Source organism: Geothrix terrae, from assembly GCF_022808775.1.
Classification (GTDB): domain Bacteria; phylum Acidobacteriota; class Holophagae; order Holophagales; family Holophagaceae; genus Geothrix; species Geothrix terrae.
This window is the reverse complement of the sequence record NZ_JAKZLA010000007.1, coordinates 124916-145280: the sequence shown is the minus strand read 5'-3', so window position 1 is coordinate 145280 and position 20365 is coordinate 124916. Positions and strand designations below refer to the sequence as shown.

Below are 20365 nucleotides of genomic sequence, written 5' to 3'. Positions count from 1 at the left end.
ATATGCAAATGTTTTCCAACTGGCGTGGCGGGCTCAGGGCGCCCAGGGGCACCCTTCCCAGGGCAGGGTCACGGTGCCCCGCCGCCCCCCCTCTTTGCGGAGGAGGCGGGCCGGCCCGAGGGCCATGCCGTGGCTCACGGCCTTGAGCATGTCGTAGAGCACCAGCAGGCCCACGGTCACGCCGGCCAGGGCCTCCATCTCGATGCCCGTGCGCCCCTCGCAGCTCACGGCCACCCGGAGCCAGGCCCGCCGGGTGGCGGGGTCCCAGTGGTGGACGACGTCCACGGCCTCGATGGCCAGGGGGTGGGCCAGGGGGATCAGGTCCGAGGCGCGCTTCACGCCGCCCACGGCGCCGATCCGCGCCACGGACCAGGGATCGCCCTTGGGGCCGCCGCCCTTCGACAGCGCCTCGGCGGCGGGGGCGTCCAGCTCCAGGTAGCCCGCGGCCACGGCGAGGCGCCGCGTCACGGCCTTCGCGGAGACGTCCACCATCTTGGGGCGGCCTTCGGGATCGAGGTGTGTCAGCTCGGCCATGTCGGCTCCTGGGTTGGGGATGGCCTCGATCTCAGGCTTAGCCTGAGATCGAGGCGGGGGGCTCCGGGGGGGACATCGCGAGCGAGGCGAGCAGGCGGTCCCCCCCGGATCATAGATAGGCCAGGAGAATGTCCCGGAGCGCGGCCGTGTCCGGCGCGTAGGCCAGGGGGCCGCAGGCGGCCAGGGCCTCCTGGGAGTAGAAGCCGTGGCCCACGGCCAGGCTGGGCACCCCGGCATCCCGGGCCATGTCCAGGTCGAAGGGGGTGTCGCCCACCATGAGGATCTCCTCCGGGGCCAGGCCGGTCAGGGCCTGCATCTTCTCCAGGCTCTCGGGGTGGGGCTTGCCGTGGGTGACCTCATCGGGGGTGATGATGGGGTCGAAGTAGGCCTCCCAGCCCCACCGGGCCATCTGGCGCAGCAGGGGGACCCGGCGCTTGGAGGTGGCCACCGCCATGCGCTGGCCGCGCCCCCGCAGCTCCTCGAGCAGCTCGGGGATGCCCTCGAAGGGCTGCATCAGGTGCTCGTGCTCCGCATGGCCGAAGCTGCGGTAGGCCTTGAGCACCGTGTCGTAGTCCAGGCCCAGGGGGCCGAAGGTGTTCCGGATGCCCGCCTCCACCGGCAGGCCCACGTACTTGAGCCACTCGTCCATGACCGAGCGCGGTTGGCCCAGAGCGTCCAGGGCGTGGGCCATGCCCGCCTCGATGAGGGGGCGGCTGTCCACCAGCGTGCCGTCGAAGTCCCAGGCGATGAGTTTCAAAGAGGCCTCCCGGCCTCCATGATGGCAGACCGCGCGGTGGGGCTCCGCCCTCCGGATCAGGCCGAAGGCAGGTGCAGCGCCCGGATGAAGGTGGCCTCCGTGGCCTGCTGGAGCTGGGCGATCACGGCGGGCGGCACGGGCGAATCCACCGAGAGCACCACCATGGCCTCGCCCTTCTTCTCGCGGCGGCCCAGGTTCATGAAGGCGATGTTGACGTCGTGCTGGCCCAGCACCGTGCCGATCCTGCCGATCATGCCCGGGCGGTCCTGGTAGCTCAGCAGCAGCATGTGCTCCTCGGGCATGAAGTCCATGGCGTAGTCCCGCAGGCGGACGATGCGGGGGGTGCCTTCGAAGAGGGTGCCGGACAGCACGCGGGTCTTCCCGCTGCCCTCCAGCGTGAGGGTGACCAGGTTGGAGAAGGCGCCGCCTTCGGTGGACTTGCGCTCTTCCACCACCAGGCCCATGCGCTCGGCCACCAGGTTGGCGTTGACCATGTTCACGGGTTGGTCCGTGGCCCGGCCCAGCAGGGCGGCCAGGCCGCTCACGGTGAGGGGCGAGCAGTCGTGGTGGGCGATGGCGCCGGAGAAGCCGAAGGTGACGCGGTCCAGGCTGCCCTTCACCAGCTGGAGGCCGAACTCGCTGAGCACGGCCATGAGCTTGAAGTAGGGCCGCATCTGGTCCATGACCGCCGGATCGAAGCGGGGCAGGTTCACGGCGTTCTCCAGGGGGACCCGGTCCAGGTAGCTGAGGATCTCGCGGGACACGTCGATGGCCACATTCACCTGGGCCTCCTGGGTGTTGGCGCCCAGGTGGGGGGTGACCACCACCCGCTCGTGGCCGATGAGGCGCTTGAGCAGCTCGGACTTGGGGGGCTCCTCGGACCAGACGTCCACGGCGGCCAGGGCCACTTTGCCGGCATCGAGGGCCGCCAGAAGCGCGGGCTCGTCCAGGATGCCGCCCCGGGCCACGTTGAGCAGGATGACGCCCTCCTTCATCAGGGCCAGCTGGTCGGGGCCGATCATGCCGCGGGTCTCGTCGTTCAGGGGCGTGTGCACCGTGAGGATGTCGCAGGTGCGGCACAGCTCGTCCAGGTCCACCAGGCGCACACCCAGGTCCTGGGCCCGCTTGGCGCTGATGTAGGGATCGCAGCCCAGCACCTCGCACTCGAAGGCCTTGAGCCGCGTGGCCACACGGCCGCCCACCTTGCCGAGGCCGATGACGCCGGCGGTCTTGCCCTTCAGCTCCACGCCCGTGAACTTCGCCCGCTTCCACTCCCCGGCCTTGAGGCTGGCGTCCGCGGCCGGCACGTGGCGGCAGGCGGACAGCAGCAGGGCCAGGGTGTGCTCCGCGGCGCTGTTGGTGTTGCCGAAGGGCGCGTTCACCACGATGACGCCCTTGGAGCTGGCGTAGTCCACGTCCACGTTGTCGATGCCCACGCCGGCCCGGGCCACGATCTTCAGGTTCGTGGCGGCGTCCAGCAGGGCCTTGTCCACCGTGGTGCCGCTGCGGGTGATGATGGCGTCGTACCCGCCGATGCAGGCGTGCAGCGCCTCCCGGGACAGCCCCAGCTTCACGTCGAGGGTGACCCGCGGGTCCCGCTGGAGCAGGGCTAGGCCTTCGCCGGTCACCTCGTCGGTCACGATGATCTTCATGGGGCCCCCGGTCGGATCCTGATGCTGCGCCGCAGTGGGAATCCACCAGGGTACCGGCGAAAGGCTTTCAAGACAAGGATTCCGCCGCCTACTCCCGGTAGGGACTGATCAGACCTCCTGGTCCGGCAGCAGCTCCGGGTCCGTCCCGAACACGCCCTCCCACCGGGCCACCACCACGCTGGCCAGTCCGTTGCCGATGACGTTCACCGTGGTGCGGGCCATGTCCATGATCTCGTCCACGGCCAGCAGCATGGCGATGCCCGCTTCGCCCGGCAGGCCGAAGCTGCCGCAGGTGGCGGCGATGATCACCAGCGTCGCCCGGGGCACGCCCGCCACGCCCTTGCTGGTGAGCATGAAGGTGAACACCATCAGCAACTGCTGGCCCAGGCTCATGTGGATGCCCGCGGCTTGGGCGATGGTGAGGCTGGCCAGCACCAGGTAGAGGGTGGAGCCGTCCAGGTTGAAGCTGTAGCCCGTGGGGATGACGAAGCTGGCCACCTGGCGCGGCACGCCGAAGCGCACCACCTCTTCCAGCAGCTTGGGCAGCGCGGCCTCGCTGCTGGCGGTGCTGAAGGCCGTCAGGGCCGGATCCTTGATGGCCTTCACGAAGCCCAGGACGCGGATGCCCGCCAGCCAGGCCACGGGCACGAACACCAGGACGAACAGCAGGGTCAGGGCCAGGTAGAGGCTGCCCACCAGGAGGCTGTACTGCTTGAGCAGGTGGAAGACGGCGGGCCAGCCCTTGATGACCGCGCCGTTCACCGCGTGCCCCGCGGCCATGTGGCTCACGTTGTAGGCCATGGCGCCGAAGACGCCCAGGGGCGTGAGGGTCATGACGAAGTCCGTGTACTTGAACATGGTCTGGGCCACGCCATCGAAGAAGGCCAGCACGGGCTGTCCGCGCTCGCCCACCTTCGTGAGGGCGATGCCGAAGATCGTCGCGAAGATCACCACCGGCAGGATGTCCGCGTCCGCCGCGTGCTGGATGAGGTTCGACGGGAACATGTGGAGGGCGATCTCCCAGCCCGTTTTCGCCTTGGCGGTGGCCACCGCCGCGTGGGCGCCCATGTCCATGGGCAGGTGGGCCCCGGGCTTCAGCCAGTTGGCCACAAAGAGGCCGATGAACAGGGCCAGGGTGGTGATCACCTCGAAATAGATGAGGGCCTTGGCGCCCATGCGGCCCACGGCCCGGATGTCGCCGGTCTGGGCGATGCCCACGATGATGGTGGAGACCAGCAGCGGGACGATGAGGCCCTTGATGAGGCTGATGAAGGCCTTGGAGAGGAACCGGAAGGTGTCGTAGGCCCAGGGGTACTGGTCCTGGGGCAGGGAGCCGCCCAGGAGCACGCCCAGGATCAGGCCCATGAAGATCCAGAAGGTGCTGGAGCGGTACCAGGGGCGCTTCGGCGTCACAGAAACCTCACGAGGGAATCGCCCAGTTTGGCATGGGGTTCCTGTGACAGTCCTCCGGTAGAATTGAGCTTCCTTTTGGAGTCTATGGAATGAACCCATCCAAGCGTTGGAACCTGCTCAACACGCTCTTCCTCACGGGCACCCTGGCCCTGGCCGTGGCGCTGGTGCCCTGGCGGCTGGCCACCTCCGGCCTGCGGTGGAGCGAAGGGCTGGTCTTCCTCGCCATGATCTTCGCCGTGGGCACCGCCATCAGCGGCGGCTACCACCGGCTCTTCAGCCACCGGGCCTACAAGGCCTCCTGGCCCGTGCGCTTCCTCTTCCTCTGCTTCGGCGCCGCGGCCTTCGAGAACTCGGTCCTCAAGTGGTCCAGCGACCACCGGGTGCACCACCAGCACGTGGACACCGAGCAGGATCCCTACCAGATCGGCAAGGGCTTCTGGTACGCCCACTGGACCTGGGTCATGGAGGCCAAGGGCCTGGCCCTGGCCGGCGTGGCCGACCTGGAGAAGGATCCCCTCGTGCGCTGGCAGCACCGGCACCACTTCCTCATCGGGGCGGTGGTGGCCTGCATCCCCCTCGTGATCGGCCTGGCCACGGGCAACGTTCTGGGCCACCTGGTCTTCGGCGTGGTGCTGCGCATCGTGGTGACGCACCACACCACCTTCTTCATCAACAGCGCCGCCCACATGTTCGGCAGCCGCCCCTACACGGACGCGAACACGGCCCGCGACAACTGGATCCTGGCGCCCCTCACCTACGGCGAGGGCTACCACAACTTCCACCACCTCTGGCAGTGGGACTACCGCAACGGCGCCCTCTGGTACCAGTGGGACACCACCAAGTGGCTGCTGAACGTCCTGGGCTGGATGGGCCTCGTGGGCCAGTTCCGGCGGGTGCCCGCCGCGGCCATGACCCGGGCCCGCCTCCACATGGAGGAGAAGCGCCTGCGCGAGCGCCTGGCCCTGGCCAGCCCCGGCAGCGCCCACCCCATGCGGGACCGCCTGGAGGCCGCCCGCCTGAAGCTGGACACGGCCCTGGCCGCCCTGCATGACCGGCACGAAGCCTGGCAGGCGAAGCAGGCCGAGTGGCGGGCCAAGGGCCTAGCGAAGGGCCAAGCCAAAGCCGAGGCCTGGCGCGAGGCCAAGGCCGAGTGGAAGGCCGCCCTGGCCCTGCACCGCGCCGAGCTCCGCAGCGCCTGGGCCGAGTGGAAGGCCGCCCGCCTGGAAGTGCGGTCTGCGCTGGTGTACGCCTAGGGCCGACCCGGCCCGGGCAATATGGGATCATGGGGTTCCGCCACGGAACCCCGTTCTTTGGAGCGCAGCATGGCTTCCTTCGACCTCATCGTCATCGGCTCCGGCCCCGGCGGCTACATCGCCGCCATCCGCGGCGCCCAGCTGGGCCTCAACACGGCCCTGGTGGAGAAGGATGCGGGCCTGGGGGGCACCTGCCTCCACCGCGGCTGCATCCCCGCCAAGACCTGGCTGGAGAGCGCCCACCGCTTCGAGCAGATGCAGGTGGCCGACGACTACGGCATTGACGGCGTGGACGCCAAGAGCCTGAAGGCCAACCTCGCCACCATCGTCAAGCGCAAGGGCCGCATCGTCCTGAAGAACGCCAAGGGCATCGAGTTCCTCATGAAGAAGAACAAGGTGACCGTGCTGAAGGGCTTCGGCAAGCTGCTGGGCGGCGGGCGCGTGGACGTGGCCGGCGAAGTGCACGAGGCCAAGCGCATCATCCTGGCCACGGGCTCGGCCCCCAAGCCCATCCCCGGCCTGGAGACGGATGGCATTCGCGTGCTCAACAGCGACCACATCCTGGACCTCACCGAGTTGCCGAGCCACCTGGTGATCCTGGGCGCCGGCGCCATCGGCGTGGAGTTCGCCTCCGTGTTCAGCCGCCTGGGCTCCAAGGTGACCCTGGTGGAGTTCATGGACACCATCCTGCCCCTGGAGGACGAGGAGATCGGCCTGGAGCTGGCCAAGATCTTCAAGAAGACCTACAAGATGGACGTGCGCACCAAGACCAAGATCACCCGCATCGAGAAGCGGGACGACGGCGTGGCGTGCTTCCTCGAAGGCGAGACCCCCGGCGAGGTGGTGGGCAGCCACCTGCTGGTGGCCGTGGGCCGCGCGCCCATGGTGGAGGGCATCGGCCTGGAGGCCACCAAGGCCCAGGTGGACCGCGGCTGCGTCCTCATCGACAAGTTCATGCAGACCGGCGAGCCCGGCCTCTACGCCATCGGCGACATCGTGCGCACCCCCTGGCTGGCGCATGTGGCCAGCGACGAGGGCATCGTGGCCGCCGAGCACGCGGCGCAAAGCCTGGGCAAGGACGTGCATCCCCACCCCGTGCGCTACGACCGCTTCCCCGCCTGCACCTACTGCGATCCCGAGGTGGGCACCATCGGCCTCAACGAGAAGGCCGCCCGGGCCAAGGGCTACGACGTGCAGGTGGGCACCTTCCCCTTCGCGCCCATGGCCAAGGCCAACATCGTGGGCGAGCCCCACGGCTTCATCAAGATCGTGGCCGACAAGCAGTACGGCGAGATCCTCGGCATCCACATCCTCGGCCCCAAGGCCACCGAGCTCGTGGCCTCCAGCGTGGCCCTCATGGGCGGCGAGTTCACCGTGGACGAGCTCATCAACACCATGTATCCCCACCCCAGCCTGAACGAGGTCTTCCCCGAGGCGGCCAGGGCGGTGTACGGGCGGGCGTTGAATATGTAGGTTGGGAATCGCGCCCGGTTAGGGCGCGGAGAGATGCCAAAAACCGCCCGAATGGGCGGTTTTTGGCATATTGGGAGGCAATGGAAGTAATGAAAGAGGCTGACTGGGCTTCCCATTAGCCGAATATTGAGTAAAAAGAAATCGAGAGATTTGAGAAATTCGATGCTAGCAGCAATATAGCAGTAGCTGATTACTTAAATAAATTTATTAACCGTATGATGCTATTCGTTATATTGAATTTTATATCCATCACATGATTTTTCGCCATTTTTTATAATAGGGATTTTTTTAAAACTAACTACAGCCTTTTCACCCGGCTTTACTTTTGGCCACATTCCATGTGCCATTTCATCAAGGTATATTTCGTTTTCCCCTCCACAGAGTTTGCTGGCATAGAATACGGATTTGCCAAAAACTTTTGGAACAAGAAAATTTTCAATTCCTACCATACGAACGATGCCTTGACTTCTAGCTATACCAATTCCAACTGAAAGGGGCGGTAAATTGTAATAGTGTTTAATAAGTGGATTAATTATATCGACGACACACTCAACAATTTTTTCTGCTGAGTGGTGCGCATCATATATAACGCTGCTTTCAGTGCCCTTTTTAACTCTATATGCCGCGAGAACACCATCTCCAAGATATTCTAATGTTTTACCCTTTCCGAAGGATATGGTTTTTGCCATCGCTGGCAGCAAAATGGATGTTTCTATAAATAGCCGTTTTAGTCCGGTTGCACCTTGCGTTGCGTCGGAACAAGCTGTTGTGAGATGCTTCGTTGAGTTTCGCATATCGGCCATAAGAATGACAAAGTCGTCAACTACGTTGATATCCTCTTCGATTTCTTCGTATCCAGGAATCTGAGTAATGGCTTTTGCGAACTTTCTTAAAGAACCATCTTCTGCTAGTTCCATAATATCTGGCACCACCTGTTGCCAAATGTCTTCCGCTTCAGATATTTTTTCTTCAATAAACCGCTTAAGGGTGTCAAGTTCTTTCTGAGGCATTCGTTTTTTCATGGTTTAATCCAAGCAATGATGATGGCGTACATTACAAAACCTAAAAAACCAATAATTAACCATACAAGACTCAATATAGATGCTATTCTGTGATATTGCATCTTGAAATCGCGAATTATAGAAATTTTGAGCAATTCGAATGCTAGTTCATGTTCAATTTTTGAATCATCGTCTGGTAGATCTTTAATGAATCGCTCAAGGCTGTATGATTTTTTGTTTTTGCTTTGTTGTATGTATGTGGTTGGGTTTAAAAAATAAGTACTTTTGGGTGAAGGTTCAGGCATTTCAATATTGATTTTCTGCCCGTGACGCGCGAATAGGCACCATGTTGATGATAGTATAGCAAACAGCCATGTTAAAATAAATATTACAACAATAATTATAAATAAAATAGGTCCAATATATTTTGTTATGGTGGATGAAAATTTATATGCCCCAAGAAGCATTGGAATCGGAGCAATTTGAAGAGCGATCATGGTGTTAATTTTACTGTCAATACCACGAATTGCGTTTTGATTGTCTTGTATAGATAGGTTTAAAAAATCATTTTTTCCCATAATCTCATTGCTCCGTAGTTTGATCTATTACTTGCGTTGTTGTGGTTGAATGGCCATATCAAAATCGTGTAATCAGAATCTGGATGTCAAGATTAAGAGCACATGGAAATTATATATTCCAAAACCATAAAACTGTAACTAGTGAGTGGGTGTTAGAATGAACGGTGTGAGCGGTCCGCTTAAGAAGTCCAAATAGAGACGACCTGTACGCTCGGTGCACTGAAAGAACCTTGTTCCAACTTATGAAGACATACTGATCCTGTATCTTCAAGAAAATCCCCCGAACGGGTGAAATCAAGCCCCGAACGGTAGGTCGGACCGAGCCCAGGTTCACGCCCCGTACTCCCCCTTCAGCAGCCTCGCCCTCAGCTCCGCCGGCAGGCGCCCGGCCTTGCGGTCCTGGGTGAGCATGGCTTTGTAGCGGCGGTTCTGGAGGAGGTCGGCGGCGGGGACGCCCCGGGCCTCGGCGTCCTTGAGGGTGGCGAGGAAGCCTTCCAGGTCCTTGGCGCGGTACTGGACCACCAGCAGGAGAGCCAGGGCGTCGGGGTCCACGCGCTGGCCGGGCGGGGCCTGGGCCAGCACGTCGCGGATGATGCGCAGGGCGCTGAGGGGGTCGCTGTCCACCAGGGCCTCGGCCCCCTTGAGGGCGGCGTCGTCCAGGGCGGCGTTCCTCGGCGGGGCCGGGCGCAGGGCCCACCAGGCCCCGCCGCCCGCGGCCAGCAGGCCCGCCAGTCCCAGGGCCCAGGCCCAGCGACGCCGGGGCGCGACCTTGGCGGGGTGAGGCAGGGCCACGGTCGGCTGGTCCTGAGGCCGCCAGGCAGGATCCAGGGCGGCGCGCAGGGCCTCGCCCAGCTCCTTGGCGGAGCCGAAGCGTTCCAGGGGATCCTTGGCCAGGGCCCGGGTCACCAGGTCCCGCAGGGCGGGGTTCAGGCCGTCGAGGGACTCGAGGTCCAGGTCGGGGGTGGGCTCGTTGAGGATGCAGTAGATGAGCGAGCCGTTGGTGTCGCCCTGGAAGGGGCGGTGCCCCGCCAGGCCCTCGTAGAGGATGACGCCCACGGCGAAGAGGTCGGCGGAGGGCGTGGCCTGGCCCCGGCTCAGGTACTCGGGGGCCATGTAGGCCAGGGTGCCCACCACCATGCCCGTCTGGGTGGCCTCCTGGCCCAGCGATTTCGCCACGCCGAAATCCAGGATCTTGGCCACGGGCCGCTCGCCTTCGCGGGCGATCATGATGTTGGCGGGCTTGATGTCCCGGTGGACGATGCCCTTCTGGTGGGCGGCCTGGAGGCCGTCGCAGACCTGGGCCATGGCCTCCAGGAAGGCCCGGGGCGCCAGGGCCTGGCGGCGCAGGAGGCTCTCCAGGCTGGGGCCCTCCACCACCTCCATGGCGAAGTAGAGCAGCCCGTCCGCCTCGCCGAACTCGTAGATGGTCACCACGTTGGGGTGGTGCAGCCCGGCGGCGGACTGGGCCTCCCGCGCGAAGCGGGCCTTCAGATCGCCCAGGGCCTCGGCGTCCGCCTGGGGCCGGATGGTCTTGAGGGCCACCTCGCGCCCCAGCGTCGTGTCCCGCGCCAGGAACACCTCACCCATGGCCCCCTGGCCCAGGGTGCGGAGGATCTCGAACTTGCCGATGTGGTCGGGCATGGGGCTTCCGGGAACGGGGCTGCGAGGGGAACGCTTCCCTGGATTCTAGAGTGAAGGCCGGGCCGCTGCCTCCACCGGACATCGCGGGGAACGCCAGGGCTCTGCCCTCCAGGCCTCCCCTCGGACCCAGTCAAAAAGCGTTTCGTGCTGACTCGGTGTGCCTCAGCCGGGAAAGCTGGAACCCGGAAGGCACAGAAGCACTCGGTGCGCTTTCTTTTCCTCCGCTTTCCTCGGCTCCTCCGCCAACCTCCGCTTATGGACGCCTTTTCTGCGCCCATCTCCGACCCCTTCAGGAGCGTCTTCGCGTCCTTCGCGTTCAGCAGCGCGCGCAGAAGTGCGGGGGCGCGGGCAGGCGGGAGAGGCCTTCGAAAGCCAGCTCCCAGGCTCGGGCGGGCCCGCGGAAGGCGGTGGCTTCAGGGGTGAGCGCGCGCAGGGCGTGGAGGGGCGCGGGGTCTCCGGGCAGGGGCAGGAAGGGGATGGGCTGGCCCGTGGCCGCGCGCAGGGCCGTGCGCAGGGCGTTCGTGAGCGCCGTGCCCTCCGGCAGCACCAGGGGCGGCACCCGCAGCTCGGCGCCCTCGGGCAGGGGCACGCCGGGCCAGAGGTCCGCCTCGAAGCCGCCATGCTGTCCGTGATCGGGGGCTTCCCGCCACTCGGGCCGGCGGAAGATCCGCTTGCGATCCGCCTTGTCCCAGTCCGCCAGGAAGCCCTTTAGCTCGGCCTTCTCCAGGGGGCCCATGGGGGCCTTCTCCAGGGCCACGGGCAGGGCGCGGGCGAGGCGGCCCGGCAGGCGCCGGACCAGCATGGGCTTCCCGTCCAGCCAGGGCAGGCCCGCGTCCAGCGCGCAGACCAGGGCGCCCAGGCGGCGGCGGTGCAGGTCCAGGGCGGAGGCCAGGTCGCAGCCGGGCGCGGGCACGAGGCCCAGCACGTTCACCGCCAGGCCCCGGGCCTGGACGGTGGTTGCAGCGTCCAGCGGCTCCCGCAGGTCCTCCGCCGTGCGGCCCAGCACCAGCACCTGGGACAGGCCGTGGCCCTGGATGCGCTCCACGAGCACCAGGCTGCCGCCCCCGGAAGCACCGGCAGCGCCGGGGACCGAGAGCACGGCCCCGCCCAGCTCGGCCGCCAGCCGCAGCGCCTCGGGGCTCATCCCAGGGCCTCCACCAGCTTCTCCCGGCGCCGGTCCAGGGCCGCGGCCGCGGCGGGCAGCAGCAGCAGGTGCGCCGTGAGCACCAGCCCGAAGAGCAGCGCCATGCCCGGCACCAGCAGCCGCGGCGAGGCCCAGGCCAGCAGCGCGTAGGCGCCGCCGAAGAGGCCGGCCCAGAAGGCCGAGGTCCCCATGCTCAGCAGGCCCAGGGCGAAGGGCATGTTGTTGTTCTTGAGGCTGTCCATGGCCATGGGCCGCGGCGCCCAGGTGGACGTCCACTGCCCCACGGCGGTCTGGGCCAGGAAGATGCAGCCCATGAGCAGCATGCCGCCCAGGAGCGGGGCCGGGCCCGCGTGGTCCAGGGCCAGCAGCAGGAGCGCCAGCGTCAGGGCCTGGAGCCCCTGGTGGGCGGCCAGGCCCAGCAGCTTCCCCTTGAGCAGGTCCTCCGAGCCCACGGGCAGGAGCAGCAGGCCCTTCACGCCGTGCCGGTCCAGCCCGAACTGGTTGAACACGAAGTTGTTCGCCACCAGGGACAGGTAGGCGAAGGCCGCGGGCACGGTCCAGAGCGGGTTCGGCTTGAACTGGGCGAAGGGGCCCTTCAGCAGCACCACGGTCATGAGGGGCATGAGGAAGGCGAAGCGGCCCAGGTGGCTGCGCATGAGGGTCTGGAAGTGGAGCCGCCCCAGGCCCTCCGCCGGGTGGCGGAAGCTCCAGAGGCGGTCGGGGCCGCGGGTCTGCGGGGCCACGGCGGTGCCGCTGGTCTCCCGCGCCATGATCCGGGCGCCCAGCACCATCACCAGGGCCAGCAGGGCCAGCGGGTAGAGGTGCAGGGCCAGGGCCGCGCCCCAATGACCCGCCTGCGCCTCGGCCAGGCTCCGGGCGGCGGCGTGGGTGGGTAGGGCTTCCAGCACCCGGGCGGCCCCCCGGCCCAGGGCCTGGACCCTCTCGACCTGGGCGGCCTGGAGGGGCCGGGCCGTGGAGGCCGGGCCGCGCGCCGACAGGCCGGGGGACATCAGCGTGGAGCCCAGCCAGGCCAGGATGGCCAGCGCCGTGAGGGCCACGCGGAGGCGCTTCACCAGGGCCGAGGCCAGGCCGCCGATCAGCACCTGGAGGGCCAGCAGCATCAGCAGCGTCTCCAGGAGGACGAGGGGCACCAGCAGCAGGGTCCGGGGCGCGGCCGCGCCGAGGCCCAGCAGCAGCCCCGTCAGAGCCAGGGCCATCGTCAGCGGCAGCATGTCCGCCAGGCCCGCCATCAGCTCGGCCAGGTAGAGGGTCCGCAGCCGCAGGGGGAAGCCCCGGTAGGCCTCCCAGGCCAGCTCCCGGGCCCCGCCCAGCACGCCGCCGATGAGGCCGCCCCCGAAGCTGAAGAAGGCGAGCAGGGCGCCCAGGAGGGCGGCCACGATCGGCCGTCCGAGGCGGCTGCCCAGCAGCCAGCCGAGCGCTCCGCCGCCCAGGATCAGGCCCAGGGCGGCGAAGGCGGCGAAGATCCCCACCACCAGGGCCAGGACCCAGGCGCCCTGGCGGCCCAGCTCCCGGGCGGAGCGGTTCCAGGTGGCCTGCCCATGGGCCGCCAGCAGGGCGCGGAAGGGGCTCACAACCACGAGAGCGCCCCCTTCTGCGCGCCGCCCACGAGCCCGACGAAGAGCTGCTCCAGGCTCTCGCCGCCGCGGCGCAGCTCGTCCAGGGGCCCGAAGCCCTTGAGCCGGCCTTCGTCCAGGATGGCGATGAGGGGGCAGAGCTTCTCCACCACCTCGAGGATGTGGCTGGTGAGCACCAGCGTCACGCCGCGCTGCTGCAGGCTCTGGAGGATGTCCTTGATGGTGCGGCTGGTGACGGGGTCGATGCCCTCGAAGGGCTCGTCCAGGAACACGACCTGGGGCCCGTGGATCAGGGCCGCGCAGAGGGCCACCTTCTTCTTCATGCCGAAGCTGTAGTCCGCGATGAGGGTCTTGGGGCCGGGTGCCAGGTCCAGGGTGTCGAACAGCTCCTCCCGGCGGCCGTCGATGAGCGCGTCCGGCATGCCGTACATGCGGCCCACGAAGCGCAGGTACTGGGGCCCTGTGAGCATGTCCAGCAGGGCCATGTCCTCGGGCATGGCGCCGATCTGGCGCTTCACCGCCAGGGGATCGGCTTGGAGGTCCAGGCCCAGCACGCGGATGCGGCCGGAGGTGGGCTTCAGCAGGCCCGTCACCATCTTCAGCGTGGTGCTCTTCCCGGCGCCATTGCGGCCCAGCAGGCCCAGGAAGGTGCCGGGTTCCAGGGCGAGGCTGAGGTCTTCGACGGCCGTCTTGTCGCCGAAGCGCTTGGTGAGGGAGGCCAGTTCCAGAGCGGGCATCCTCCGAGGGTAGCAGTGGCGCGCTGAGAGCCATCAGGGGCCGTCAGGGGCCATCAGGGCCGGTGAGCCGGTATGCTGGGCGCCATGAAGCCCGCCCTCCTCCCGGTCGTCGCCCTGCTGGTCCTGGCGGCCTGCGCCAGGCCCAAGACATCCGGCCTGTCCGACGCCGCCACCGCGCCCCTGGGCGACCTCAACCTGGTGCGCGCCAAGATCCCGCCCATCCTGCTGGCGGCCCAGAAGGCCCCCTACGGACCGCCGGCGGACCCCACCTGCGCCGGCCTGGTGGCGGAGGTGCGGCAGCTGGACGCGGCCCTGCCGCCGGACCTGGACGCCCCTCCGACGGCGGATCCGACCCTGGGCGAACGCGGGCGGGCCGAGGCCAGCGGGGCGGCCGTGGGCGCCGTGCGCCACACCACCGAGGGCCTCATCCCCTTCCGGGGCTGGGTGCGGAAGCTGAGCGGCGCCGAGCGCCACTCCCGGCTGGTGGCCGAGGCCGTGGCCGCGGGCCTGACCCGGCGGGCCTACCTCAAGGGGCTGGGCCAGGCCCAGGGCTGCCCGCCGCCCGCCGCGCCCCGCCGCGTCGACCCGGCCCCCACCGCGGGCCGGTCCCCCGAACCCACGTCCCCCGAACTCACGCCCCCCGAACCCACGCCCCCACCTTCATCCCGGTAGCCCAGGAGGAACCCATGGATCTCGGCATTCGCGGCAAGGTGGCCATGGTGGCGGCCGGCAGCAAGGGGCTGGGCCGGGCCACGGCCCTGGCCCTGGCGGCGGAGGGCTGCGCGGTGTCGGTGTGCGGCCGGGGCGGCGAGGCCCTGGCGGCGGTGAAGGCCGAACTGGAGGCCCTGGGCGTGCCCGCCCTGGCCCTGGCCGCGGACGTGGCGAAGGCGGAGGACCTGGCCCGCTGGCACCAGGCCACGGCCGTGGCCCTGGGCCCCGTGCAGATCCTCGTGACCAACACGGGCGGGCCCAAGGCCGCCGGATTCTCGGGGCTTTCCGACGACGATTGGGCCGCCGGGGTGGACTCCACGCTCATGAACGTGGTGCGCCTCTCGCGGCTCGCGCTGCCCGGCATGCGGGCGGCCCAGTGGGGGCGCATCGTCCACATCACCAGCCTGGTGGCCAAGCAGCCCACGCCCCTGCTCACCATCAGCTCGACGCTCCGGGCCGGCCTCTCGGGCCTCACCCGCACCCTGGCCCTGGAGACCGCCGCGGATGGGATCACGGTGAACGCCGTGCTGCCCGGCCACGTGATGACCGACCGCCAGGCCCACCTGGCCGAGGTGCGCTCCGCCGCCGAAGGCATCACCACCGACGAGTACTACGCCCGCACCGCCGCCGCCATCCCCGCCGCCCGCCTCGGCGACCCCGGCGAGATCGGCGCCGTCATCGCCTTCCTCTGCGGAATCCCCGCAAGCTACCTCACCGGCCAGAGCCTGCTGGTGGACGGGGGGCTGGTGCAGGGCACGTTCTAGGGCGAGCCACAGGCCGCCGCGCCGCGCGTTCCAGGATCGGTCCTAGGGTTCGAGGCGGGCCATCCGCGCCGCCAAGTCGTTCGGGGCGACGAAGAGGAACGCGCGCCCTTCCTTGATCTTCTCGAGGAGCCCGAGCTCCGCCAGCTGGAGCAGGTCGGTCCGGGCGGTCTGGTAGACGATGCCATGTGTCTTCTGATGCTCCTCGATGCGGTAGCCCGCGGCGGGATGCTTCAAGGCATGGGTGAGAAGGGTCTTCTGGCGGTGGTTGAGTCGGACACGCAGGGCGGGGGACTCCGCCAGCAGGCGCTCCATGCTTCTTTGTTCCTTCGCTTTCCGGGCGAGGTAGTCGTGGAGGCTCTGGATGGCCTTCCGCATGGTGGTCAGCTGGTGGATGAGGAAGTAGGTGGTGTCCCCGCCGTCGGTTTCGGTGAAGAGGTAGGCTCGCCCGTACTGGGCCGGCGCCTTGCGGAGGATGTGCGAGATGGAGATGAACTCGGCCAGCCAGTACCCGCTCCGGAGCATGGACCAGTAGAAGAGCGCCCGGGCCGTCCGCCCGTTCCCATCCGCGAAGGGGTGGTCATATCCGACCATGAAGTGCAGCAGGATGGCCCGAAGGACCGGATGCACGAAGGGGCGCTGGTCTTCTCCGGCATTGGCGAAGGCACAGAGCCGCTCCAGCCGCTCCGGCAGCTCACGATGGTCCGGCGGCTGGTGGAGGATGGTGCCGTCATCGTTGTCCACCACGTGGATGTCGTTGGACTGGCGCAGCCTTCCCACGTCCCGGGGATCGTCCAGGGTGTGCTCGGACACCCTGCGGTGGATCTCAAGCAGCCGTGCCGGGGTCATGGGCTCGTTCCTGAAACCCTGGATGGCGCGCATGGCCAGGAAGTTGTTGAAGATCATCTGCTCGCTTCGATCCTTCGGGGCCCTTCCGGACCGGAGCATCTCCGCGGCCACCCTCCGGGTCGTCGAAGCCCCCTCCAGCTGGCTCGAGGTGATGGCCTCCTCGATGACCGATTTGAGGAGGTACCTGTCCCGAGTGGCGGGCGTGGTGGCCTCGGTGGCGGACTTGATCTCGCCGGCCGCATCCTGGTCGATGTGGTGCAGATCGATCTGGACAGGCTCGGGGGTGCCGAAGGAGAAGGGCCGCCCCTTCTTGTCCAACAGGGGAAGGGGCTTCAGGAAGGTTTGCCGAGCCCACTTGACGCCCAGCCACCACCGCTCGTGATCCAGGCCCTCCGGGGGGGCCCGATGCCTCAATTCGTCCCAGTGGAGGTAGGCCTCCTTGACCAGGGGGCCCGGCTGGAGTTCGAGGATCTTCTGGATGTCCCCAGCCTCAATGGTTGAAAGAAGGCTGGATATCTCTGGAGGCGGGTGGGGGAGTTTCATGAACACCTACTAATTGGCAATTCAATTAGGAATTCGCTAGTAGGTTAGGGCGGGACGAGATGGGCGTCCATGAAAAACTAAAATTGGAATGAATTAGTAGTAAATTGACAGATCGAGCGAACACCCAGGAACTGACCATCGGCCGGGGAGCCGATGCAGCGCACTTTCCAACGAAAATCGCCGGCCATCGGCCGGCGATTTTCGCAAGGAACGGCCCTCAGTTCTTGAACGAGCTCACCGTCTCGAAGTAGTGGGCGAAGGCCGCGATGCCACCGCTGGCCTGCTCCCAGTCGTAGTTCTCGTTGGGGGCGTGGTAGCCGTGGCTGGGGAGGCTGAGGCCCAGGAAGAACACTTCGCAGCCCAGGATGTCCTCCATGGTCTTCACGGCGCCGATGCTGCCGCCTTCGCGGGTGAAGGAGCAGGGCGCGTCGAAGGCGAAGCGGTAGGCGTCCTTGATGGCCTCGGCGTAGGGGCCGGTGACGTGGCCCTTGAAGGGGGCCAGGCCGTGCTCCTCGTGGAACTGCACGTCGGGGAAGTGCTCGTTCACGAAGGCGCGGATGCGCTCGATGGTGGTGTGCTCGTCCATGTCCGGCACCAGGCGGCAGGAGAGCTTCACCTCGGCCCGGGGGGGCACGGCGCTCTTGATGCCGGGGCCCGTGTAGCCGCCCACGACGCCGTGGACCTCCATGGTGGGCCGGCCCCACACGCGCTTCATGACCTTGATGGGATCCTCGGTGCGCATGCCGGTGATCATGTGGTCCTTCTTGAAGGTCTCCACGCTGAAGCCCGCATGGGCCCACTCCTCCAGCTCCTGCTTGGAGGGCTTCACCACCTCGTCGTAGAAGCCGGGGATCTTCACCTTGCCGGTCTCGCCGTCCATCATGGCGGCGACCACCTTGATGAGCTCGGCCAGGGGGTTGCGGGCCGCGCCGCCCACCACGCCGCTGTGCAGGTCGTGGTCCGCGGTCTCCAGCGTGAGCCGGAAGCCCTTGAGGCCGCGCAGCCCGGCGGGCGTGCTGGGCTTGCCGCGGGTGATCCAGACCGTGTCGCTCACCACGATGGCGTCGGTCTTCAAGCGGTCCTTGTGGCGGTTCAGGCCGCCCTCGAAGCTGGGGGAGCCGATCTCCTCCTCGGTCTCCCAGAGGAAGTGGATGTTGAGGGGCACGCCCGCCTTCCGGGCCGCCAGGGCGCCGAAGAAGGCCGTCACCGCCGGGCCCTTGTCGTCCGTGCTGCCGCGGCCGCGATAGGTGTCGCCATCCACCACGAAGGTGAAGGGCTCCGCCGTCCACTCGGGCTCATTGGCGGGCTGCACGTCCATGTGGTTGTAGACGGTGATGGTCGAGCAGCTCGGATCCTCGCCGAACCAGCCGTGGATGAGCGGGTTGCCGCTGGTCTCCAGGATCTCGGCCTTGCCCCCGTGCCGCTCGAAGAGCGCCCGCGCCGCCTCGGCCACGCGCCGCACGTCGCCCTGGCGGGCCGGATCGGCGCTGATGGAGGGGATCTCCACCAGGGTCTTCAGCTCCGCTTCGAAGGCCGCACGGCTCGCGCTGGCGAACTGCCCCAGGGCTTCACGGGTGAGAAGGGACGGATTCATAGACGCTCCGGAAAGGGTCAATCATCATCCCACAAGGCCCAGGGATGTCCATAAATGGACGCAGAGGTCGATCATGGTCGATGGCCCGGGCCCGGGGACCCCGCCCTTCAGGAAGACAGGGCGTCGTGCCGCAGGACGACCTTTCCGAAGTGAGCCCCGCTTTCGAGGTGCCGGAAGGCGTTGGCGGCCTCTGTCCACGGGAAGATCCGATCGATGACGGGCCGGAGCTCCTGCGCTTCCATGGCGCGGACCATGGCCTCGAAGGAGGCCCGGGATCCCACCGGGATGCCCCGCACCCGGGCCTGCCGCCGGAAGATGTCCAGCGGGTTGATGGTGCCTTCCGTCCCGCCGAGATAGCCGATGACGTTGATCTGCCCGCCCAGCCGCACGGCCCGCAGGGACTGGGCGAAGCTTCCCGGTCCGCCGACCTCCAGGACGTGATCCACACCCCGCCCGTCCGTCAGCCGAAGCACCTCCCCGGCCCAGTCCTCGTGGCGCCGGTAGTTGACGCCGGCGAAGGCTCCCAGCACCTTGGCGCGCTCGATCTTCTCGTCGCTGCTTGACGTCACGATGACCCGGGCGCCGGCGCTCCTCGCGAACTGGAGTGCGAAGAGCGAGACACCTCCGGTCCCCAGCGCCAGAACCGTCTCCCCGGGCTTCAGGGCGCCCTCGGTGATCAGGGCGTGCCAGGCGGTGACGGCGGCGCACGGCAGCGTGGCTGCCTCCGCGTCGCTCAGATGCCCCGGCGCGAGCACGACCGCCTGCTCGTCCAGCTTCGCGTATTCCGCCAGCATTCCGTCGATGGGACCGCCAAGCTGGTACGAGGGTTCCGCCATGTCGAAGCTCCCAGCGACCCAGCGCTGCCAGAAGGCGCTGCACACGCGATCTCCGGCCTTGACGCGCGTCACGCCCTCTCCCACGGACACGACTTCCCCCACGCCGTCGGAAAGGGGGACCAGCGGAAGCGGGAACGAGGTGTGGTACGTGCCGCGCACGATCTCCAGATCGCGGTAGTTCAGCGCGCTGGCCCTGACCCGCACGATGACTTCGTGCCGCTTCGGTTCAGGGATCGGCCGGTCGACCAGTTGCAATCGGGCATCGCCCGGTTCGCCGTGGAGCACGATCGCTTTCATCTGCTTCTCCTTATGTGACTTCCATGGCGAAGATGGCATTGGCTTGTGTATTGTTCAAATTCATTATATTTAAAATAATCATGCATGGATGGAATGATGCTCGATGAGATGCGCACGTTCGTCCTCCTGGCCGAGGAGGGATCGATCCAGAAGGTGGCGGAACGGCTGCCGCTGACCCAACCCGCCGTCACCCGGCAGATCCAGCGCCTGGAACAGGAACTCGGCGTGGCATTGCTCGATCGCCGCCTGAAACCGTCCGGGCTCACCCCCGCCGGGGTCGAGGCGCTGGCCTGTTGCCGCGAGATCCTTGCGGCGTATGCCGGAATGAAGAACCGGATGGGGCGCTCCGAGCCCGAGGGCCGTCTCCGGCTGGGGGTCGCGAACGGCCTGGCCGACGATGGCCTCGCCCGGATCGTCAAGGACCTCCGGAGGCGCTTCCCGCGGGTGTCGATCCTGCTGACGACCGGATGGAGCGACGATCTCGCGGAGCGATTTCGGCGGGGGTGGCTGGATGCCGCGATCCTGTTGTCAGGGGAGGCCGCGGCGGATGGCCCGGGCCCCCTCGGCCACGAGCGGCTGGCGGTCATCGCCTCTTCACGGTCCGTTGCCAAGGGAAGGGGGCTTTCCGATGACCTCGGTCGCCAGGCGTGGATCCTGAGCCCGGAACCCTGCGACGCGCGTCGACGCCTCGCCGTTGAAGTGGCGCGCCATGGCGGCCGCCTGGACCTCGCGGCGGAGGTGCAGGATGCGCGGCTCCAGCTCGCATTGGTGAAAGAGGGGGTCGGATGGAGCCTGATGCCTCGCCGCCTGCTCGCGCGGACTCGACCCGCGGGTATCGTCGAAGTGGAGGTCAAAGGGCTCGATCTCGTGCTCACGGTCACGGTCCAGCGCTCCCCGTACCTGCAGGGGATGGCCAAGGTCGTGGACGCGATCGTGGCGGGGGTGCGCGCCTCGCTCTCGGATTAGCGCCGGTCCCGTCTCTTGCAGGGGGAACCC

18 protein-coding genes are annotated in these 20365 nt (G+C 67.1%); 5 read left to right on the top strand and 13 right to left on the bottom strand.

The annotated features are described in order from the left end of the window. Positions 1-33 precede the first annotated feature (33 nt). The 4 genes from moaC to MLE42_RS13505 form a co-directional block, all read right to left on the bottom strand. Positions 34-534 (bottom strand): cyclic pyranopterin monophosphate synthase MoaC, encoded by a 501-nt coding sequence (gene moaC / locus MLE42_RS13520; protein WP_243288413.1) that lies wholly within the window; start codon positions 532-534, stop codon positions 34-36. Positions 535-643: 109 nt separating this feature from the next. After that, the gene (locus MLE42_RS13515; RefSeq protein WP_243288412.1) at positions 644-1291 is read right to left on the bottom strand and encodes an HAD family hydrolase; all 648 of its coding nucleotides are present in this window, start codon (positions 1289-1291) and stop codon (positions 644-646) included. A gap of 56 nt (positions 1292-1347) precedes the next feature. After that, a complete protein-coding gene (gene serA / locus MLE42_RS13510; protein WP_243288411.1) occupies positions 1348-2943 on the bottom strand; it encodes a phosphoglycerate dehydrogenase in 1596 nt (531 codons plus the stop codon). Positions 2944-3051: 108 nt separating this feature from the next. Continuing rightward, positions 3052-4356: a dicarboxylate/amino acid:cation symporter gene (locus MLE42_RS13505; RefSeq protein ID WP_243288410.1), complete on the bottom strand. Its 1305-nt coding sequence runs from the start codon at positions 4354-4356 to the stop codon at positions 3052-3054. An 89-nt stretch (positions 4357-4445) separates the two neighbouring features. Here MLE42_RS13505 and MLE42_RS13500 point away from each other — a divergent pair, with 89 nt between their 5' ends. Together MLE42_RS13500 and lpdA are read left to right on the top strand one after the other, a co-directional pair. After that, positions 4446-5609 carry a fatty acid desaturase gene (locus MLE42_RS13500; RefSeq protein ID WP_243288409.1) on the top strand — a complete coding sequence of 388 codons (1164 nt, stop codon included), beginning with the start codon at positions 4446-4448 and terminating at the stop codon, positions 5607-5609. A gap of 69 nt (positions 5610-5678) precedes the next feature. Further along, on the top strand, positions 5679-7082 hold the full coding sequence (gene lpdA / locus MLE42_RS13495; protein ID WP_243288408.1) for a dihydrolipoyl dehydrogenase: 1404 nt from the start codon (positions 5679-5681) through the stop codon (positions 7080-7082). Between the two features lie 221 nt (positions 7083-7303). On the opposite strand, the gene MLE42_RS13490 is transcribed toward lpdA, so the two are convergent. From MLE42_RS13490 to MLE42_RS13465, 6 genes are all read right to left on the bottom strand, one after another. After that, entirely contained in the window at positions 7304-8104 is an 801-nt protein-coding gene (locus MLE42_RS13490) for a hypothetical protein (RefSeq protein ID WP_243288407.1), read from the bottom strand. Next, the gene (locus tag MLE42_RS13485; RefSeq protein ID WP_243288406.1) at positions 8101-8661 is read right to left on the bottom strand and encodes a Pycsar system effector family protein; all 561 of its coding nucleotides are present in this window, start codon (positions 8659-8661) and stop codon (positions 8101-8103) included. The genes MLE42_RS13490 and MLE42_RS13485 overlap by 4 nt, the downstream gene beginning before the upstream one ends. 330 nt (positions 8662-8991) lie before the next feature. After that, complete coding sequence (locus MLE42_RS13480; RefSeq protein ID WP_243288405.1) at positions 8992-10302, bottom strand: serine/threonine-protein kinase; 1311 nt, start codon at positions 10300-10302, stop codon at positions 8992-8994. A 316-nt stretch (positions 10303-10618) separates the two neighbouring features. Beyond that, positions 10619-11446 carry a hypothetical protein gene (locus MLE42_RS13475; RefSeq protein ID WP_243288404.1) on the bottom strand — a complete coding sequence of 276 codons (828 nt, stop codon included), beginning with the start codon at positions 11444-11446 and terminating at the stop codon, positions 10619-10621. Then, positions 11443-13038 (bottom strand): hypothetical protein, encoded by a 1596-nt coding sequence (locus MLE42_RS13470; protein ID WP_243288403.1) that lies wholly within the window; start codon positions 13036-13038, stop codon positions 11443-11445. Before MLE42_RS13470 ends, MLE42_RS13475 begins: the two co-directional genes overlap by 4 nt. Continuing rightward, positions 13035-13778: an ABC transporter ATP-binding protein gene (locus tag MLE42_RS13465; RefSeq protein WP_243288402.1), complete on the bottom strand. Its 744-nt coding sequence runs from the start codon at positions 13776-13778 to the stop codon at positions 13035-13037. Before MLE42_RS13465 ends, MLE42_RS13470 begins: the two co-directional genes overlap by 4 nt. Before the next feature lie 72 nt (positions 13779-13850). Between MLE42_RS13465 and MLE42_RS13460 the strand changes: the two genes are divergently transcribed. Together MLE42_RS13460 and MLE42_RS13455 are read left to right on the top strand one after the other, a co-directional pair. Further along, positions 13851-14450, top strand: coding sequence for a hypothetical protein (locus MLE42_RS13460; protein ID WP_243288401.1), 600 nt, complete (start codon positions 13851-13853; stop codon positions 14448-14450). A 14-nt stretch (positions 14451-14464) separates the two neighbouring features. Then, the gene (locus tag MLE42_RS13455) at positions 14465-15253 is read left to right on the top strand and encodes an SDR family oxidoreductase (protein ID WP_243288400.1); all 789 of its coding nucleotides are present in this window, start codon (positions 14465-14467) and stop codon (positions 15251-15253) included. 42 nt (positions 15254-15295) lie between these two features. Here the strand turns inward: MLE42_RS13455 and MLE42_RS13450 are convergent, their stop codons facing one another. From MLE42_RS13450 to MLE42_RS13440, 3 genes are all read right to left on the bottom strand, one after another. Continuing rightward, on the bottom strand, positions 15296-16642 hold the full coding sequence (locus tag MLE42_RS13450; RefSeq protein ID WP_243288399.1) for a Fic family protein: 1347 nt from the start codon (positions 16640-16642) through the stop codon (positions 15296-15298). A 217-nt stretch (positions 16643-16859) separates the two neighbouring features. After that, the gene (locus MLE42_RS13445; RefSeq protein WP_243288398.1) at positions 16860-18236 is read right to left on the bottom strand and encodes a M20/M25/M40 family metallo-hydrolase; all 1377 of its coding nucleotides are present in this window, start codon (positions 18234-18236) and stop codon (positions 16860-16862) included. A 107-nt stretch (positions 18237-18343) separates the two neighbouring features. Beyond that, the gene (locus tag MLE42_RS13440; protein ID WP_243288397.1) at positions 18344-19369 is read right to left on the bottom strand and encodes a zinc-dependent alcohol dehydrogenase family protein; all 1026 of its coding nucleotides are present in this window, start codon (positions 19367-19369) and stop codon (positions 18344-18346) included. A 96-nt stretch (positions 19370-19465) separates the two neighbouring features. On the opposite strand from MLE42_RS13440, the gene MLE42_RS13435 reads away from it, so the two are divergent. Then, positions 19466-20335 (top strand): LysR family transcriptional regulator, encoded by an 870-nt coding sequence (locus MLE42_RS13435; RefSeq protein ID WP_243288396.1) that lies wholly within the window; start codon positions 19466-19468, stop codon positions 20333-20335. Positions 20336-20365: the final 30 nt, after the last annotated feature.

Excerpts from the sequence above, each read along its gene's own strand:
- moaC (WP_243288413.1), bottom strand. The coding sequence starts at position 534 with ATGGCCGAGCTGACACACCTCGATCCCGAAGGCCGCCCCAAGATGGTG.
- MLE42_RS13500 (WP_243288409.1), top strand. The coding sequence starts at position 4,446 with ATGAACCCATCCAAGCGTTGGAACCTGCTCAACACGCTCTTCCTCACG.
- MLE42_RS13475 (WP_243288404.1), bottom strand. The coding sequence starts at position 11,446 with ATGAGCCCCGAGGCGCTGCGGCTGGCGGCCGAGCTGGGCGGGGCCGTG.
- serA (WP_243288411.1), bottom strand. The coding sequence starts at position 2,943 with ATGAAGATCATCGTGACCGACGAGGTGACCGGCGAAGGCCTAGCCCTG.
- MLE42_RS13460 (WP_243288401.1), top strand. The coding sequence starts at position 13,851 with ATGCTGGGCGCCATGAAGCCCGCCCTCCTCCCGGTCGTCGCCCTGCTG.
- lpdA (WP_243288408.1), top strand. The coding sequence starts at position 5,679 with ATGGCTTCCTTCGACCTCATCGTCATCGGCTCCGGCCCCGGCGGCTAC.
- MLE42_RS13455 (WP_243288400.1), top strand. The coding sequence starts at position 14,465 with ATGGATCTCGGCATTCGCGGCAAGGTGGCCATGGTGGCGGCCGGCAGC.
- MLE42_RS13465 (WP_243288402.1), bottom strand. The coding sequence starts at position 13,778 with ATGCCCGCTCTGGAACTGGCCTCCCTCACCAAGCGCTTCGGCGACAAG.
- MLE42_RS13435 (WP_243288396.1), top strand. The coding sequence starts at position 19,466 with ATGCTCGATGAGATGCGCACGTTCGTCCTCCTGGCCGAGGAGGGATCG.
- MLE42_RS13450 (WP_243288399.1), bottom strand. The coding sequence starts at position 16,642 with ATGAAACTCCCCCACCCGCCTCCAGAGATATCCAGCCTTCTTTCAACC.
- MLE42_RS13440 (WP_243288397.1), bottom strand. The coding sequence starts at position 19,369 with ATGAAAGCGATCGTGCTCCACGGCGAACCGGGCGATGCCCGATTGCAA.
- MLE42_RS13480 (WP_243288405.1), bottom strand. The coding sequence starts at position 10,302 with ATGCCCGACCACATCGGCAAGTTCGAGATCCTCCGCACCCTGGGCCAG.
- MLE42_RS13485 (WP_243288406.1), bottom strand. The coding sequence starts at position 8,661 with ATGGGAAAAAATGATTTTTTAAACCTATCTATACAAGACAATCAAAAC.
- MLE42_RS13445 (WP_243288398.1), bottom strand. The coding sequence starts at position 18,236 with ATGAATCCGTCCCTTCTCACCCGTGAAGCCCTGGGGCAGTTCGCCAGC.
- MLE42_RS13490 (WP_243288407.1), bottom strand. The coding sequence starts at position 8,104 with ATGAAAAAACGAATGCCTCAGAAAGAACTTGACACCCTTAAGCGGTTT.